Here is a 17794-nt window from a genome sequence, read left to right as displayed (position 1 = left end):
GTAAATTCAACTTCGTTAGGAAATTAGGAAGAACGTTTCAATTATGTAAAGTGGTGATGAAGAAGGATAATAAATACTAAAAAAAGAAAAAGAGGACGTATTATATATAAAAAAATATACATGATTAGTCCTCTTTTTCTTAAAAAAACGAGGGATGAAAATGCAATTGGCTTTTAGTACTAATGCATTTACAAATATGACATTGCCTCAGGCTGTGGAGGAAATTGGGAGATATGGATATGATGGCGTTGAGATTCTAGCTGATGCGCCTCATGCCTTTCCGCCAACCTCTAATGCCTTATGGGTAGATGAAGTCAAACGAAAACTCCATTATTATCAACTAGAAGTTTCTAATATTAATGGAAATACAGCTTGTGGATTTTTTAATGATCCAACTGGTGAACCTACCTTTGAACCATCGTTATGCAATGCCCAACCTCAAATTCGTCAAAAGCGTATTGATTATGCCAAGCAGTGTATTGATCTTGCAGTGGCTCTTGGTAGTTCAAATATAAGTATCACCAGCGGGATGTGTTTACCTGGAAATCCTCCATCTCAAGCTTTTAAATATTTCGCTGATTCATTGCTGTATATTACGGATTACGCTGAAAAGCACAATATCAATGTAGGGATAGAATATGAGCCTGGTTTATTGATCGAAAACGGGGAAGAACTTCTTCAAATCATTAAAGAAGTAGGTTCTAATAAATTAGGGGCTAACCTTGATTTAGGTCATGCTGTGGTAGGAGGAGAAAACGTTCAGAATTTAATTAAAAAAATGGAACCGTATATTTGGAACATCCATTTGGAAGATATCCATGGATACAAACATTATCATCTCATTCCTGGTGATGGTTCAATTAATTTCAGAGAGATATTACAAAACTTACAGTCTATTGATTATGATCGTTTTATTACAATCGAATTATACACTTATGTACATCAGCCAATCTATGCTACTCAAAGATCTATAGAGTTTTTAAAACCGATTATTGATAATATAAAAGGAGTGAATGTATCATGAAATATTTTGATCCTCATATTCATGTGTATTCTCGTACCGTAGATGATTACAAAAATATGGCAACAGCTGGAGTTCGAGCAATTGTAGAACCTTCATTCTGGCTGGGAAGCAAAAGACAGTATCCTGAGTCACACCTAGATTATTTTGAACATGTTCTTTCCTTTGAACCGAAGAGGGCTAGAGAACATGGGATAGAACATTATGCCTGTTTAGGAATGAATCCTAAAGAAGCGAATGACTTGGAGTTGGCCCATGCAGTTATTGATGCTCTACCAGAATTTTTAAAGAGGGATAATTGTGTGGCAATTGGTGAAACAGGATTTGATCTTATAAGTAAAGAAGAAGAAGAAATCATGAGGAGACAATTGCGGCTGGCCAAAGATCTAAACATGCCGGTCATGGTTCACACACCTCATCAAAACAAACGAGAAGGAACCATACGCACCGTTGAGATTTTAAAGGAAGAAGGCCTTGATCCTAATCAGGTGATCCTAGATCACAATACTCATGACACTATTGACGTATCCGTGGAATACGGTGGATGGAGCGGCATGACCATTTATCCTGGAAAAATTTCTATCGAAGGTGTCATTGAGATTTTGGATCGTTATGGGACAGAACGTATGATGATCAATACGGCAGCGGATTGGGGGCCTGCAGATCCCCTCAGTGTCCCTAAGGCAGCAAATGAGATGTTAAAACAAGGTTATGCTGAAGAGAATATTCAAAGATTGGTATGGGACAACCCGATTCAATACTACAAACAATCAGGCAAACTGAAGCTGAAGGAAGGAAAGGGAGTTACCTCATGAAATTAGCTTTTAGCAGCAATGGGTTTAAAAATTATGATATTTTGGATGCGATTACAATTTTATCTGACATCGGCTATGAGGGGATTGAGATTTTGCTAGATACACCGCATGCTTATCCTCCTGACTTAACTTCTAAAAAAATTGAAGCGATTAAAGAAACATTACAAAAAACAAATATGAAAATATCTAATTTAAACGCTTTTATGTTATATGCTATTCGGGATAACTGGCGCCCATCCTTTATTGAAGCTGAAAAAGAGGAGAGGAGAAAAAGGATCGATCATACTCATAATTGTATTGACTTGGCTTCCCAATTGGGATGTAAAACGATTTCCACAGAACCTGGTGGTCAACTCATCGGTGTTGAAAGAGATTGGGCGAATACAGTGTTTATTGAAGCTATGGAGGAACTGGCTGAACATGCGGAGCGTGCCGGTATAACCATTCTGGTGGAACCAGAACCAGATTTGCTAATTGAGACATCCGATCAATTTATTGCATTTAAAAAGGAAGTTCCTTCCGAGAGTATTGCGTTAAACTTTGATATCGGTCATTTCTATTGTGTTAATGAAGACCCTACGTACTTAGTAGATAAGCTCTTGCCCTATACAGGCCATTATCACTTGGAGGACATTTCCTCCGACCGTGCTCACCATCATTTAATACCGGGAGAAGGAGCCATTAATATTCCTGAAGTGTTGAACAGGATTCAAGACACAGGTTACGAGGGGTATGTAACCGTTGAATTGTATCCTTATCAGGAACAGGCAATTGAAGCTGCTACTCAAGCTTATCGTTACATCACTTCCATCATGGGGCAGTTACAAACGAAATGATGAGCAGTCTTCGTTCCTATTTTGAACTGGTTCGTCTTCCCAATCTGTTTACTGCCATGGCTGATATTACAGCTGGAGTTTGGATAGCCGTTGGAACAGTTTCTTATCTCTTTACATCGTTTGATTTTTTATTTCTGATTATAGCAAGCATATCGTTATATGCTATGGGTATGGTTTTGAACGATTATTTCGATTTAGAAACTGATAAGGCAGAGAGACCCGAACGTCCCATTCCATCCGGACGAATCTTGCCTTCGCGGGCACTTGTTTTGAGTCTAATCCTCGGGGTGTCAGGAATAGGATTCGCTGCATTAATTAGTTGGATGAGCCTAACGATCGCTTTAATTCTTGTATGTGCTGTGGTTTTATACGATTATTATGCGAAACATCATGTTGTATTCGGTCCAATTGTTATGGGCACTTGCCGGGCTTTAAATCTGCTGTTAGGTGTAAGTATAATATCTGATCAAGTTACTTCATATTGGTGGATTTCCTTGTTTGGTTTTATTTATATCATAGGAGTAACCTTTATGGCTCAAGGAGAAGTGGGGGATCAGGTTCATCCTGTTCGGGTGCGCATAATGGCAGTTGTTATATGTGTATGTGTACTTGGTATTACCATATTGGGGGCTGGGGAGCACTTGATGGCCACTATTATCGCGGTTATCCTCTTTGCCGGATGGACATTTAAAGGCGTTGGCCCGGCTTTGAGGAGGCCGATTTCACACCGTATTCGGAAAGCAGTCGGAACTAGTATCGTTGGTTATCCGCTTTTAAATGCAGCTATCGCCTCGATCTTTGGTGGATGGTTAGCTTTTGGCACTGTAGCCATTTTTTTAGGATTTAGTTATCTATTTTCCCGTATTTTTGCAGTTACGTAAATCTATTTTTTAGAAAGGATGAGTTTTTTGAATTCAAAACATGTTGTTGTATTGGATATTATTAGTTTAACCCCTGAGTTATTGGAAGATCCTGAATTAACTCCTAATATACAGAAATTGCTGAAAGAAGGACAGCATGCTAAAGTCAAGCCTGTGTTTCCAGCAGTAACAGGTACAATGCAAGCTACTTATATTACAGGGGGAAATCCTTCTGAACACGGGATTATTGCCAATGGTATCCCCGATCGCGATTATAAAGAAATAACGGTGTGGAACCAAACGATGATACCCATGCAAGGGAAAAAAATATGGGAAAAGCTGAAAGAACAAGATCCTGAAGCGACAACTTCTATTTTGTTTTGGCAATTTAGCAAGTTATCTACGGCTGATTATGTTGTGACTCCTGCACCAATTCATCTCGAGGATAATACGATTTTGTGGTGTGATTCAAAGCCACGAGATTTATACGGAAGATTAAGAGAGAAATTGGGAGAGTTTGAATTATCTTCTTTTTGGGGACCGCTTGCATCTATTAAATCCAGTGAATGGATTGCCAAAGCAGCTGTAGATGTGTTGGAAGAATATAAACCGAGGTTGTCCCTTGTTTATTTACCAAATATGGATTATCAGTCACAGCGACATGGGCCTGATAGTGAGCAAGCGCGACAATCTGTACGTGAATTGGATAGAGTAGTTGGAGAATTCGTGGAAGATCTTGAGGAACGAAATCTTAAAGAAGACACTCAACTTGTTATTTTATCAGAATATGCATTTAGACCTGTACACCGTCCAATTCATATTAACCAAATATTAAATGAAAATGGGTATGTGTCGGTTAAAGAGGTACAAGATATGGATTTCCTTGACCTGGAAATGTGCCGTGCTTTTGCTATGGCAGATCATCAATTAGCTCATGTCTATATCCCCCATGAAGAAGATATACATTCTGTTAAAAAGTTATTAGAGGACACTCCGGGTATCGCGGAAGTATGGGGGGAAGAGGAAAAAAGGGCTCATCATATTGACCATGAACGCTCCGGTGAATTAATCGCGATTGCAGAATCAGATAGTTGGTTTGTGTATTACTGGTGGTTAAACAATGAACGAGCTCCTGAATTTGCTCATACGGTAGATATTCACCGAAAGCCTGGTTATGACCCTGTAGAATTATTTGTTGACATGGACACAAAAAAAATTCCTCTAGATACGGAAAAGATCAGGGGATCACACGGTTTGCCGCCACGTAGTGAAGAAGATTTAGTTTCATTAATCGTTACTGGCGAAGATGTTAATTTACCATCCCAGTTAGAAGCTTCTGAAGTTCATGATCTTTTGCTGAGGCTATCCCTACAAAAGTCAGAAAAATCGATTCATTCATGAATTTAGCGAGGAAAGGGGAAGTAGCGTTATGGAAAAAACAGGAGTTCTTATTGTTGGTGTTTTGGGTACTGTTTCAATAAACGCAATAACAGGTGTAATTGCAATCAACCGGGGTTTACTCCCTGAAAGAGGAATGATATCAAATGACTCTGATTTTGATCCACTAAATATGGTTCCCATGGACAATTTAGTATTTGGAGGCTGGGATATTCGAAAAAAATCATTAGTAGAAATGGCTAGGAAGCAAGAGGTTGTCTCGCCTTCTATACTAGAAGAAATAAGGGAGGAGTTAGATAATGTTCCTGTTTGGGGTGGGGCTTCATCCAACGTAGATGACCACATTAAAAATGTATATTCGTTGCAGAGTGGTCCCTCTTCACTATTAGAAGAAATCCGAAATATTTCGGAAAAAATTGAACAATTTAAACAAGAACATGACGTTAATAGGGTGGTAGTCGTCAATGCAACCGCAACGGAAAAATATGTAGAAACCTTACCGTTATATGAAAACCTAAACAATTTTGAAGACGGATTGAAGTCCGATTCGAAGGATATTCGTTCTGGAATGTTATACGCTTACGCTGCATTGAAAACTGGATGTGCCTATGTGAATTTCACTCCTAGCATAACAGCTGAAATCCCTGCATTACAGGAGCTAGCCGAGAAGAAACATGTTCCCGTGGCTGGAAAAGATGGCCGGACGGGACAAACATTATACAAGCACGTACTAGGCAAAATGTTTAAAATGAGAGGTTTAAAAATAAAAGGCTGGTATAGTACAAACATCCTTGGTAATGAAGATGGAAAAGTATTAAATGACCCTCAACATTCTGTTACGAAAATTGATTCGAAAGAAAATGGTTTGGAACATATTCTTGGTTATAGTGATTTTGACCATCTAGTTCGCATTGATTACTTTCCCGTTCGCGGTGATCGCAAAGAGGCTTGGGATACGATTGATTTCGAAGGTTGGTTGGGAGAACAAATGAGTATGAAAGTAAATTGGCTAGGTTCAGATGCCACACTAGCTGCCCCACTCATTATTGATTTGGTACGATTTATGGATCATGCCTTACGATTGAAACTTATAGGAGTGCAGAAACACTTGTCTTTGTTTTTTAAATCACCGTATCAAGAAGATGAGTATGCCTTGGATGAACAATATCAACAGTTGTTGGATTTTACAAATACTTAATTTAGTACAAAAAAAGACTGCTGTAAAATGTCTTTCAATCTAATCAGTACTCCCATATATAGGAATCCCTGACCCTTAACCAGTTCAACCTTGCTGATACTATAACTCGAAGGGACAAGCTGGGCGTTAGTAAGTGTACCGGTTAAGGAAGGGGAGCAGTCTTAAAAAGAAGTCACGCGTAGATGCAAACAAGGAGGGATTGCGTTTTCCCTTTATATAAGGGATATTATCTAGTAATTCTACGGATCCTATCAAACAGTTGCAACGCCCATTTTGTCAGGGATTAGCACCCAATTGATGTCATTCCTGCTACGGCTGTGGGCTAGTTAAGGGATCAAAAGAGAAGGTTTGATCCGCATGGGTTAAACTTATTATCGATTCATTATTCAACTATTACTGATATGCAAGGATTTAACCCTTGTCATATATTTAAAGATATTTTAGTACGGGGGAGTGAATGGATGGATTGGAACGGGTATCGTAAACATTCATCAATGCTTTTATTTGGTTTAATTATTCTAGGTTTTGGGGTGATTCTTGCCGGATGGATTATAAATCAACAAGGAGAGTCCCTTCAATATCCAGACCATGAATTAACAGGATCTGAACAAGAAGTGGAAGAAGAATTTATTCAACTAACAGAAGATACTGATGGTTCTTTTATATATATGTTTGAATCCGGGTGTGAGCAGTGTCAGAAAATGAGCAAGGTTTTTCTTCCGTTAGCGGAACAAATGGATATATCTATTAAAGCCTTGAATGTTGATAAATATCCAATAGGTAGTGAAGTCGTTGACGTGAATGAATTTCCTTATATTACTTATTTCAATGACGGATGGGAAATTGCGTATATGGAAGGAGAGCATCCTGAAGAATACTATATGGATTTTTTTGATCACTTTCAATTCGGTGGAGGGCATGATCATAGTTAGGTAAGCCGATATCCGGAATAGTTAATTGAAAAATATAAAAATATTATTTATTATTAATACAGATAATTATTAATTTTTGTGTTGACAGACAATTGCTAATCATTTATTATGAATGTAATCGATTACAGATGAATCTGCCAATAGGGAGTAGAAGAATAAAATGGTAAACATTCAACAGGTTGCAAAAGAGGCAGGTGTATCTGTAGCAACAATCTCACGCGTGTTACATGAACCAAATTTGGTTACGGCGAAAACAAAATTAAAAGTAGAAGAAGCTATTCAAAAATTGGATTATAAGCCGAGTATGCTTGGCAGAAACCTAAGAAAATCTGAAAGTCGATTGCTTTTAGTCCTTATTCCTGATATTTCTAATCCGTTTTATTTCGATATCATTAAAGGGATTGAAAGCATTGCCATCAGTTCCAATTATAATATTCTGTTATGTGAAACAGATTCGAATCCAGAGAGGGAAAATATTTATTTTGATCTGATAAGGACAAAAATGGCTGATGGAATTATTTCGATGGATCCGGCTGTAAATATGGAAGCACTTATGGATCTGGCTGAAACCCATCCAATTATACAATGCAGTGAATACACAGATGAAGGTGAAATTCCTTATGTGACGATTGATAATGAAGCAGCATCTTATAGAGCCGTCAAGCATTTAATTAAGATCGGACATGAAAAAATAGCATTAATAAATTCAAATAAGAAATACCTTTATACTCGACAACGGAATAAAGGATATCAAAGAGCCTTAGAAGAGCAAGGGATTGCTGTCAGAAAGGAGTACATCTACCATACCGATAACTTAGGATTTGAGTATGGACAGCAAACGGTGAAAAGAATCTTAAAGTTAAACGATCCGCCAACGGCAATATTTGCTGTATCTGATTTATTGGCGATTGGTGCATTAAAAGAAATTCATGCACAAGGTTTACATGTGCCGGATGATATCGCAGTGGTCGGCTTTGATAAAATTAATTTTTCTAATATGACCAATCCTGCTCTTACAACCATTGCTCAACCAATGTATAAAATGGGCACACTTGCAGTAGATATGTTGATCAAAAAAATCAAAGGAGAAAATGTTGAAAGTATTATTTTGGATCATGAGTTAGTGATACGTGAATCAACATAAGGATAAAAATAACTAAGGTTAGCATTCAAATTTTAATAATAAATCGCTGCCCTTAGTTGTAAACTGTAAAAGAATAAAAATTAGTATATTCAAAAAAGGGGGAAATGTTAATGAAGAAAATATGGTTTGTAAGTATCGTTTTGAGCACATTCATAATTTTATCTGCATGTGGAGGTAGCGAGGAAAGCGGTGGAGGTGAAGGTGAAGACTCTAATCTAACTATTGGGATTTCTTTACCATCCGCCACACACGGTTGGATGGGTGCATTAATTGAACAAGCAGAGATGGAGGCAAATGAAATTTCAGAGAATGAAGGCATTGAATATGTGATGACCAATGCCGAGGATCCTAATGAGCAAGCGAACGATGTTGCTGACTTAATAGCTCAAGATGTGGATGCGATGGTGCTCCTTCCCATCGAGTCAGCGGCGTTAACACCACCGGGTCAAAATGTTGCAGATGCTGGGATACCCCTAGTTGTTGTTGACCGAGAATTAGAAAACGATGCAGCCGATGTTGTTGTGACAGGTGACAATGAAGGAATTGGTCGCAATGCTGGTCAATATCTAATTGAACAATTAGATGGTGAGGGAAATATTGTAGAAATCACGGGGCCACCTAATTCGGTAACTGAGCAACGTAGCGCTGGCTTTCAAGAAGCGATTGAAGGCGAGGATGGTATTGAAGTGGTCGCTTCCCAAGATGGAGATTTCTCAACGGAGACTTCATTAGATGTAATGCAAAACATTTTAACAGCGCAAGATGAAATTGATGCTGTCTATACCCAAGACGACGGTATGGCCTTAGGTGTATTGCAAGCCATAGAAGAGGCAGGGCGAGAAGATATTCAATTTATCACTGGAGCAGGTGGAGGAACAGAGGTTTATGAACATATTCAGGATGATAGCTTGATTACAGCTACCTTCTTGTATCCTCCTTCAATGAGTGTAGAAGGAATTCGGATTGCTGCAGATCTAGCCCAAGGGGAAGAACCGGAGGAGGAAGAAGTGCTTCTGGAAGCAACCGAAGTGACGAATGAAAATGTTGATGAATATTACGATCCAGATTCTTTATTCTAAAGAAGTTCAGTCTACGTTAAGGGAATACAATCGATTGAAGAAGGTGTTGTATTTCCTTTTTGACTGATCGAAAGGGTGAATGAAATGTCGTCTTTGTTGTCAATGGAGAATATCTATAAATCTTTCAATGATGTGCCAGTGCTGAAAAATGTCTCTGTCGACGTAGAACAGGGAGAAATTCATGCATTGCTAGGAGAGAACGGAGCAGGTAAATCCACCTTGATGAACATACTGGGTGGGGTTCATCAACCTGAGGAAGGGGACATCGTTTTAAATGGGAATACTGTTAAAATGGCAAATCCAAGAGTCTCCCAATCCCATGGGATCAGTTTTATCCACCAAGAACTCAATGTCGTTTCCGATCTGCGCGTATATGAAAATATGTATTTAGGTACTGAACTTAGAAATGCGTTTGGATTTTTAAAAGTAGAGGAAATGTGTGACGAAACACGAAAAATATTAGCTGAATTAGGTTTTGATGTTAACCCAAAGGCGTATGTACGTGATTTGGACGCTTCATATAAACAAATGATTGAAATTGCAAGGGCGCTCCTACATAAATCCAGGCTGATTATTATGGACGAGCCAACGACCTCCTTAACGGAGCACGAGATTGATCGGTTATTTGGAGTAATGAAAAACCTTAAACATGCAGGCGTGTCCTTCATTTATATCTCCCATAAATTAAAGGAGATCCAGGAAGTGTGTGACCGCTACACCGTGTTACGCGATGGAAAAGTAGTAGGAACCAACAGTTTGGAACATCAAAATCTGGATGACATCACGAAGCTGATGGTGGGTAAATCGATTTCTGAAGACCGCTTAACAGATTATTATACATTTGGAGACGTTGCATTAGAAGTTAAAAATCTAACGTCCCAAGGCCTTTTTAAGGATATAAATTTTACCGTACGGAAAGGAGAAATTGCTGGGTTTACAGGGTTAGCGGGTGATGGACGAACTGAGCTATTTGAAAGTTTGTTTGGTTATCGAAAAAAATACAAAGGGCAAATCAAAATTAATGAACGGGTTGTACACATTAAACATCCCAAACAAGCATTAGAAGCAGGAATCGGACTTGTTCCCAAAAATCGTAGGGAGAATGCGATCATTAAAGATCTTAACGTTATTCAAAATATGAGTCTTTCATCGATAAATCATTTTGAAAAGGCAGGATTTATTCAAAGTAGCATCGAAAGGAAGAGATTCGATTTTTACAAACAAAAACTTAATATAAAATTACACAATCCTAAAAATACCATTGATAAATTAAGCGGTGGAAACCAACAAAAAGTAGTTATTGCCAAATGGCTTGAAGTTAATACAGATATTATTATTTTTGATAATCCAACTCAGGGCATTGATGTTGGGGCTAAACGTGAAATCTTACAGCATATTGTTTCATTGGCTAGACAAGGGAAATCCGTGATTATTTTATCGTCGGAATCATCGGAAGTACGAAAAGTATGCCATAGCATTTATGTCATGTACAAAGGAGAAATAACCGCCCAATTTCAAGGTGAAGAAGCTACGGATGATGAGATCATGAGTTATGCAACAGGATCAAAAAGAGCAGATGTATTATTTCAAGATGAATTATCAAAAATTCCAATCCCTTGAAGGTAGCGTTACTAAAAAAGCAATAGGCAACTAAGCCTACCCTAATTTTTTCTCGCCTCTCTGGTGATGAATTTGGTTTTTTTTAGCAAATAAAAAATCAACTGCAAAGTTTTAAATGAAGGGTGAGCAAATATCTTATTTTCAAGGTACAAATCTAGCGTTTAAAGACCTAAAAAATAGGTCTAAACATAATATAAAGGAGGGATAACATGGCAAACCCAGAATTAGAACCCGCTAAAAAGTCTTCAAGATCGAATAGTTACATTTCATGGATTTGGACGGAATACAGCGTTATTATTGCATTCTTGATTCTATTTATTGTTTCATCTATTTTAAGTCCAAGATTTTTAGAACTTAGTAATTTGATGAATATCTTAATGCAAGTCTCAATTATTGGCGTCGTAGCTTTAGGGATGACGATAGTAATGCTATCAGGAGGCATTGATTTGTCCGTAGGATCTGTGCTGGCTTTGGTGGGTGTTTTTACGGTAATCGTTTTAAATGCTTCAGGGAGCATTTTTATTGCGATTATAGCGGCTTTAGCTGTTGGAGCATTTGTAGGTTTTCTTAATGGATTTATGGTCGCAAAATTAAAGATTGCTGCATTTATTGCCACGTTGGGGATGATGTCTGCTGCGCGTTCGATTGCATTATATGCAACAGATGGTGGCAGTATCTCTGGTGAAGTAGATGGATTTAGTTCCATTTCAAACAGCAGTATAGGGGCAATTAACTCTCCAATTATTATTTTTGCGATAATGGCGGTAATTGTTTTTGTATTATTGCATCAAACGCGTTTTGGGCGTTATGTGTATGCGATTGGCAGCAATGAAAAAGGTGCGCTTTTATCAGGAATTCGTGTGGATCGAATAAAGATTGCCGTGTATACCCTCGCGGGAATACTTGTAAGTGTTGCAGCGATTATTGAGACATCCCGTCTAAATTCGATTTCTTCTTCAAGCTCCGGGCAACTTTATGAATTGGATGCCATTGCTGCCGTAATCATTGGTGGTACGCGTATGACCGGAGGCCGTGGGAAAGTGGTCGGTACGATTTTTGGTGTACTGATACTAGGTATTTTAAATAACATGATGAATTTAGTAAATGTATCTCCATACCTTCAAGGATTTGTAACAGGTTTAGTTATTATTATTGCTGTTGTATTTCAAAAGCGAAAATAAGAAGTAGCCGGAGATTCAAACTGGGTCGATCATATCCATCCAGCCGGTCGAGGAACAGACGCAATTTGAAAAGGGGGTGTTATTACTTTTGTCAATTCCGATGAAAATACCATCACCCACAGAGTTCATGAAGTTGAAAACGATGGTCAGTAATACATCACCAAAGGGGATAACAATAACTCTACGGATTCCGACCCGGTTCTTGCTGAGAATGTGGTTGGAGAATATATAGGTTTGACCATTCCATGCGTCGGTTACGCGATTGTATTTGCTACTTCTAAGCAAGGGGCCCTTCTAGTTCTTATCTTACCTGGTGTCTTGTTGGTAGCTTATTCCGTTTTTATATTTGGAGATCCTTGTGGAAAATCGACAAGCCAAAGGATAATAAATTAACTGTTAATGATAAATCGGTGTAATTGAAATAAATAACAAAAATTAAATACTATTTATTGATATCTGTTGATGAATAGTAAAAATAATGAGGTGGTTTTTTGGGTGATATAAGAGTAGGGATGATCGGATACAAATTCATGGGAAAAGCACATACGCAAGCGTATAAAAACACAAATTTTTATTTCAATCCGAAGACTCCTTTTCAATTAAAAGCGATCTGTGGTAGAAATGAAAAAAACGTAAAGTCTGCTGCTCATACATACGGTTGGGAGTCGTATGAAACTGATTGGCAATCGGTGATCGACCGTGATGATATTGATCTTATTGATATCGGTACGCCCAGTAATACCCATAAGGATATTGCTATTAAAGCAGCTAATGCTGGAAAGCATGTTTTAACTGAAAAACCTATGGCACTAAATGTACGCGATGCAAAAGAAATGTTGAAAGCAGTTACAGACTCTGGTGTTCAACATATGGTTAGCTTCACATATCGTCGTGTACCTGCTATTAGTTTAGCTAAACGTATTATTTCTGAAGGACGAATAGGCAAAGTTTACCATATACGTGCTAACTATTTACAAGATTGGCTTGCTGATCCCCAATCCCCTTTTGCCTGGAGATTAGATAAAAATGTAGCAGGTTCTGGGGCGCACGGAGATTTAAATGCCCATATTATCGATCTAACCCGCTATCTTGTTGGTGAATTTGATGAAGTAGTTGGGATGTCTGAAACGTTTGTAAAAGAACGTCCTGTTGAAGAGGATAGCACTAACGGAAAAAACACGAATAATAACGTATCACTTAGAGATGTGACTGTAGATGATGCTACTCTTTTCCTTGCCCGGCTAGACAATGGTGCATTAGGTAGTTTCGAGGCAACCCGTTATGCTACTGGTCGTAAGAATAATGAATATATAGAAATTAATGGTTCGATGGGATCTATTGTCTTCAATTTTGAGAGAATGAATGAATTGCAGTTTTTCTCAAAAGAGGATGAACATCATTTGCAAGGATACAGAAACATTCTTGTGACAGAACCAGAATCTCATGAATATATGAATGCTTGGTGGCCTCCTGGTCATTTAATTGGATATGAGCATGCCTTTACACACCAAGCCAGTGATCTTGCACGGGCCATTACACAACAACAACCTGTTTATCCAAATTTTGAAGATGGTTTGCGTTGCCAGCAAGTTTTAGAAGCTGTAGATAATTCTATTAAATCACGGACATGGGAAAAGGTAGAGAAAACCAACTTCTAAATTAGTAATTGAAATGGAGGAATAAAATATGAACTTAGGTGTGTTTACTGTTTTATTTGCTGATCGTCCCCTTGACCAAGCACTTGACCATATCTTAGGGCATGGTATTTATCATGTAGAAATAGGTTGCGGGGGTTACCCTGGTAATGACCACTGTTACCCTAAAAGTTTATTGGAAAACCCTGATCAAACAAAAAAAATTAAAAACATGATACAAGAACGATCTATACAGATTGACGCGTTAAGTGCTCACGGAAACCCTTTGCATCCTAATAAAGACATTAGTCAATCTCATCACAATGACCTAATCAACACTATCAAATTAGCAAATGAGTTGGAAGTGGATACAGTTGTGACGTTCTCAGGTTGTCCCGGTGATTCAGATCATGCTAATTATCCAAACTGGGTGACATCTACGTGGCCATCTGATTATCGCGACCTTTTAGATTGGCAATGGTCAAAAAAAGTCATACCTTATTGGCAACAGATTGCTGAACAAGCCCAAAAATATGGAGTAAAAATTGCTATTGAGCCTCATCCAGGATTTGTGGTGTATAACACTGAAACTATGTCACGTCTGAGAGAAGCCGTTGGTAAAACCATCGGAGTAAATTTTGACCCAAGTCACCTTTTTTGGCAACAATCAGATCCTATTGATATGATTAAAAAGTTTGGAAAAGAGCAAGCAATTTATCATGTACATGCTAAGGATACCTATTTAGATTATCAGAACATCGGTGTAAATGGTGTTCTAGATACAAAACCCTATAGTGAAATCCTTGATCGTTCATGGTATTTTCGAACGATAGGCTACGGACATGGAGAAGAGGAATGGAAAAAGATCATAAGTGCACTGCAAGCTGTGGATTATGACGGAGTTATTAGCATTGAACATGAGGACGCACTTATGTCACCTGATGAAGGCTTTCAAAAAGCAGTAGATTTCCTACAAAATATCTTGATCCGTGAACAAAACACAGCCATTTGGTGGGACTAACCCCGTTGATGAGTAATTGGTGGCTTTGAAACAAGGTGATTCGGTAGAACGAAGGCTGGATCCACTCTTTCAGAGAAGGGTATGATAACGGATATGCTGCAAGGCTGACTTTAGGAAAAAGACGGCTTCCACTGGTGGCAGATTACAGATGTGATAAATTAGTCCGCCTTTATTGAGAAGCAGAGGTAAATCCTTGAATATTGATATAGCTTGAACTAAATGAAAAATAGATAAGGAGTAAAAGAAAATGAAATATATACCGATGACCGCGATAAGTGCATTCGTATTTTTGTTTATCTTTTCGAGTGCCACTGTCCACGCTCATTCAGTAGTAGTTTCATCGGATCCGGAAGAGGGCTCAACAGCCACCGGAGAAATCTCTTCTATATCAATGACATTTAATACGGACATCCAGGAGGAACAGGATCTCTACCTGGAAGGTGAAAATGGGGAAAGAATTGGTGCTCAGGAAATAAGCATTGAAGGAGACACAGTTTCTGCAACGTTTGCAGACCCCCTCAAATCAGGGGATTATACTGTGTTTTGGGAAGTCTACGGCGCAGATGGGCATTTGGTAAATGGACAATTAGGATTTTCTGTAGGTGCTGGAAGTAGTGAAGGTCAAGAACAAGCGTCTGAGGGTTCAGATGCTGTTAACAAAAGTGGGAGCTCAGATGAATCTGCCACCGGTAATGAGGAGGATGCGGATTCAAATGATTCGTCTCAAGAAGGTGCGCTTTCAGATTCAGGCGAATCCTCTCAAAAAGAAGCAGATGCTGAGACAGCGAGTGCCGAAACTGCAGGAGATGACGGTTCAAGCGGCATCTCCGGCGGCTTCATTGCTATGATCATTGTCCTTGCCTTGATTGCTATAGCCATGGTGATTTTCCTTGCCCGAAAACGAGCTTAGGGGAGACATCATATGGTTATTGTAACACAGGGTCTCCTGTACTTATGCTTTTCTTTACTAATGGGTACGATGCTTGGATATGCTGTGTTGGTCACACGTATGCCCAAATTTCATGTGCCAAAATGGCTACTTCTAGTCGCAACAGCTGGTGTCGGGCTGCTTGCTTTTGTTCCTGTGCTTACAATCATTATCAATTTCACAGCAAATATGGATCTCTGGACTGCGGTTCAGTTAGTTTTATTCGAATTTGGTACCGGCAGAACCTGGTTGTTTATCTTTTTAATATCTGTACTGCTGTTTTGCCTGATTGCCTTTGGAAATATAGCAAATGACCGGATGCTTTCAGGTGTCGGTTTGCTGTTTGTTGTACTGCTGGCGATTGGCCAGGGTGCTTCCAGTCACGCTTCCGAACTTCAAGTGATTTGGGGTACTGCCGTACACACGATTCATTTGCTTGCAGTCAGCGTGTGGGCCGGTCTGCTGTTTATCTTTGGATGGTTTACCCGGACCCTTGTAGATTGGCAACGGGTTCTGAAATGGTTTACGCCACTCGCTATAACATGTGTCCTTGTTCTGGTTATATCCGGTTATTTTACAATGGATGTGGTTACAAGCGATTTTAGCGGAGAATCTGCGAGTGTTTTTAATCGTTTTGGAAACAGCTGGCTGATCGACTATGGTCAAGCATTGCTGTTCAAACATTTGCTGCTTATTCCGCTATTGGGCTACGGCATCATCAATGGCTTCCTGTTCCGTCAAAGGCTGGAGAAGGACCCAGGACATCAACTGCAGCCATGGATGAAGACGGAATCCATTCTTATTCTTATCGTATTTTCAATTACCGCATTCATCGGAGAACAAGCATTGCCTAACCAGATTCCGGCCATTATCGAACAGGAAGGGGCATCTTCCCTGTTTCATGCCATCTACGGTCAGACGGTTCATCCTGAAATGATGGTCATCCTTGATGTTGGATTTATGAGTGTAGCATTGTTTTTACTGGCAGCTGTGTTTTTTATATGTATGATTTATATTGCCAAAATGAAAATGCATCCCGCTCTGTCGTTTTTGATGGCTATGTTCCTTGTGCTCACTGGCTATCTTGGTCTAATGCTTGCTGTTGTCTGACTGAAGGGCAAGAGAAGGACAGTATAAAAAAGGAATTACAATGGATTATAAACAATTTCCTTAACGTTGTAAATCCGCATTTTTCTAACTCTACTCTTTATATAGATTACAGTGTTAAATAAGTAGAAGATGGTTCATTCGCGAAGAAACTCTTTGTTATTGTTTAGTGTGTGCCGGGCATGCATCTTAACTATAGGGTTCAAGTCCCGGAACTGAGGAGGCAGTAGTACCAGTTAGAAAAGGACAAGGGTGCCAAGGGTAACCTGAAATCTGAAGGGAGTCGGAGGCAAATTCCTGCCTTGAGGAACACGAACTTAATAGAAGGCTATTTATATCTGGATGAGGTTGCATTACAAATCAAAGTCCATACTTACGAAGGTATAAGTAGTAAATGAAGCAAGGACACGGGAAGGAAGTGTCGGTGTCTAACCCGGGGGATCTGAAAGAAAGGTGTTACGCTTGCAAAAATGTGCGAACATTCGCTGAACGAGGTCAGCAGAAGTAATAGTACTTGTTTCTTCTATAGGAACAGGGAAGGTCGGAATCAAACAAGGAACAGGATCACATGACATACATATGGTTTGATGAAGAAGAAACTCAAGTTCCTTCCTCATGGAAGAAAAGGTTAATCACGTGGGGGACATGAACGGGTGGAGAATGCATACCACATAAAGAGAATGATCATGTACCTCATGTCTGGTGAGAGTGTCGAAGGTGAGTCACCTACCCTATCTCGATTGAAGGAGGTGATTTATGGAGTCGAGTAGAAGAGGGTGTTTTTATCATTAGTTAACAAGCATCATGTCTATACATCGAAGGATTAAATCAAACCGGAGGTGTGAAACGAAATAGTAAATTAGAGGTGTCTAATATTAATGACAATACGATTGTGGGCTTATTTTTCAACCCACCCAGTTGAGCCAACATTTAAATCATCTATTTGTAATGCTGATAAACAATAAAAATCGAAATGAATTGCATATACAAAGAGTTGCATAGATATGGAGGTTAGGTTAG

16 protein-coding genes are annotated in these 17794 nt (G+C 39.0%); all 16 read left to right on the top strand.

Annotated elements, in window-relative coordinates:
• Nucleotides 1-160 precede the first annotated feature (160 nt).
• The 16 genes from KFZ58_RS15435 (at nucleotide 161) to KFZ58_RS15365 (ending at nucleotide 16777) form a co-directional block, all read left to right on the top strand.
• Nucleotides 161-1024, top strand: coding sequence for a sugar phosphate isomerase/epimerase family protein (locus KFZ58_RS15435; RefSeq protein WP_235792182.1), 864 nt, complete (start codon nucleotides 161-163; stop codon nucleotides 1022-1024).
• Nucleotides 1021-1836, top strand: a complete 816-nt coding sequence (locus KFZ58_RS15430; protein WP_235792181.1) for a TatD family hydrolase — start codon at nucleotides 1021-1023, stop codon at nucleotides 1834-1836. Before KFZ58_RS15435 ends, KFZ58_RS15430 begins: the two co-directional genes overlap by 4 nt.
• On the top strand, nucleotides 1833-2672 hold the full coding sequence (locus KFZ58_RS15425) for a sugar phosphate isomerase/epimerase family protein (RefSeq protein WP_235792180.1): 840 nt from the start codon (nucleotides 1833-1835) through the stop codon (nucleotides 2670-2672). Before KFZ58_RS15430 ends, KFZ58_RS15425 begins: the two co-directional genes overlap by 4 nt.
• On the top strand, nucleotides 2669-3553 hold the full coding sequence (eboC, locus tag KFZ58_RS15420) for a UbiA-like protein EboC (protein WP_235792179.1): 885 nt from the start codon (nucleotides 2669-2671) through the stop codon (nucleotides 3551-3553). The genes KFZ58_RS15425 and eboC overlap by 4 nt, the downstream gene beginning before the upstream one ends.
• A 27-nt stretch (nucleotides 3554-3580) precedes the next feature.
• Complete coding sequence (locus KFZ58_RS15415; protein WP_235792178.1) at nucleotides 3581-4933, top strand: alkaline phosphatase family protein; 1353 nt, start codon at nucleotides 3581-3583, stop codon at nucleotides 4931-4933.
• Nucleotides 4934-4961: 28 nt separating this feature from the next.
• The gene (locus KFZ58_RS15410) at nucleotides 4962-6128 is read left to right on the top strand and encodes an inositol-3-phosphate synthase (protein ID WP_235792177.1); all 1167 of its coding nucleotides are present in this window, start codon (nucleotides 4962-4964) and stop codon (nucleotides 6126-6128) included.
• 461 nt (nucleotides 6129-6589) lie between these two features.
• Nucleotides 6590-7060: a thioredoxin domain-containing protein gene (locus KFZ58_RS15405; RefSeq protein ID WP_235792176.1), complete on the top strand. Its 471-nt coding sequence runs from the start codon at nucleotides 6590-6592 to the stop codon at nucleotides 7058-7060.
• A 160-nt stretch (nucleotides 7061-7220) separates the two neighbouring features.
• Nucleotides 7221-8204 carry a LacI family DNA-binding transcriptional regulator gene (locus tag KFZ58_RS15400; RefSeq protein ID WP_235792175.1) on the top strand — a complete coding sequence of 328 codons (984 nt, stop codon included), beginning with the start codon at nucleotides 7221-7223 and terminating at the stop codon, nucleotides 8202-8204.
• Nucleotides 8205-8314: 110 nt separating this feature from the next.
• Nucleotides 8315-9283, top strand: coding sequence for a substrate-binding domain-containing protein (locus tag KFZ58_RS15395; protein ID WP_235792174.1), 969 nt, complete (start codon nucleotides 8315-8317; stop codon nucleotides 9281-9283).
• Nucleotides 9284-9385: 102 nt separating this feature from the next.
• The gene (locus tag KFZ58_RS15390; RefSeq protein ID WP_235792173.1) at nucleotides 9386-10903 is read left to right on the top strand and encodes a sugar ABC transporter ATP-binding protein; all 1518 of its coding nucleotides are present in this window, start codon (nucleotides 9386-9388) and stop codon (nucleotides 10901-10903) included.
• Between the two features lie 209 nt (nucleotides 10904-11112).
• The gene (locus KFZ58_RS15385; protein WP_235792172.1) at nucleotides 11113-12084 is read left to right on the top strand and encodes an ABC transporter permease; all 972 of its coding nucleotides are present in this window, start codon (nucleotides 11113-11115) and stop codon (nucleotides 12082-12084) included.
• Between the two features lie 213 nt (nucleotides 12085-12297).
• Entirely contained in the window at nucleotides 12298-12477 is a 180-nt protein-coding gene (locus KFZ58_RS19400; RefSeq protein ID WP_370642311.1) for a S24/S26 family peptidase, read from the top strand.
• A 98-nt stretch (nucleotides 12478-12575) separates the two neighbouring features.
• The gene (locus KFZ58_RS15380) at nucleotides 12576-13742 is read left to right on the top strand and encodes a Gfo/Idh/MocA family protein (RefSeq protein ID WP_235792171.1); all 1167 of its coding nucleotides are present in this window, start codon (nucleotides 12576-12578) and stop codon (nucleotides 13740-13742) included.
• Nucleotides 13743-13770: 28 nt separating this feature from the next.
• Entirely contained in the window at nucleotides 13771-14739 is a 969-nt protein-coding gene (locus KFZ58_RS15375; RefSeq protein WP_235792170.1) for a sugar phosphate isomerase/epimerase family protein, read from the top strand.
• A 247-nt stretch (nucleotides 14740-14986) separates the two neighbouring features.
• Complete coding sequence (locus KFZ58_RS15370; protein WP_235792169.1) at nucleotides 14987-15649, top strand: copper resistance CopC family protein; 663 nt, start codon at nucleotides 14987-14989, stop codon at nucleotides 15647-15649.
• Between the two features lie 12 nt (nucleotides 15650-15661).
• Entirely contained in the window at nucleotides 15662-16777 is a 1116-nt protein-coding gene (locus KFZ58_RS15365) for a CopD family protein (RefSeq protein ID WP_235792168.1), read from the top strand.
• Nucleotides 16778-17794: the final 1017 nt, after the last annotated feature.

This window comes from Virgibacillus sp. NKC19-16 (genome assembly GCF_021560035.1).
In the GTDB taxonomy this organism is placed as follows: Bacteria; Bacillota; Bacilli; order Bacillales; family Amphibacillaceae; genus Virgibacillus_L; species Virgibacillus_L salidurans.
Note: the sequence above shows the minus strand (reverse complement) of the source record. Positions and strands in the feature narration are given on the sequence as shown.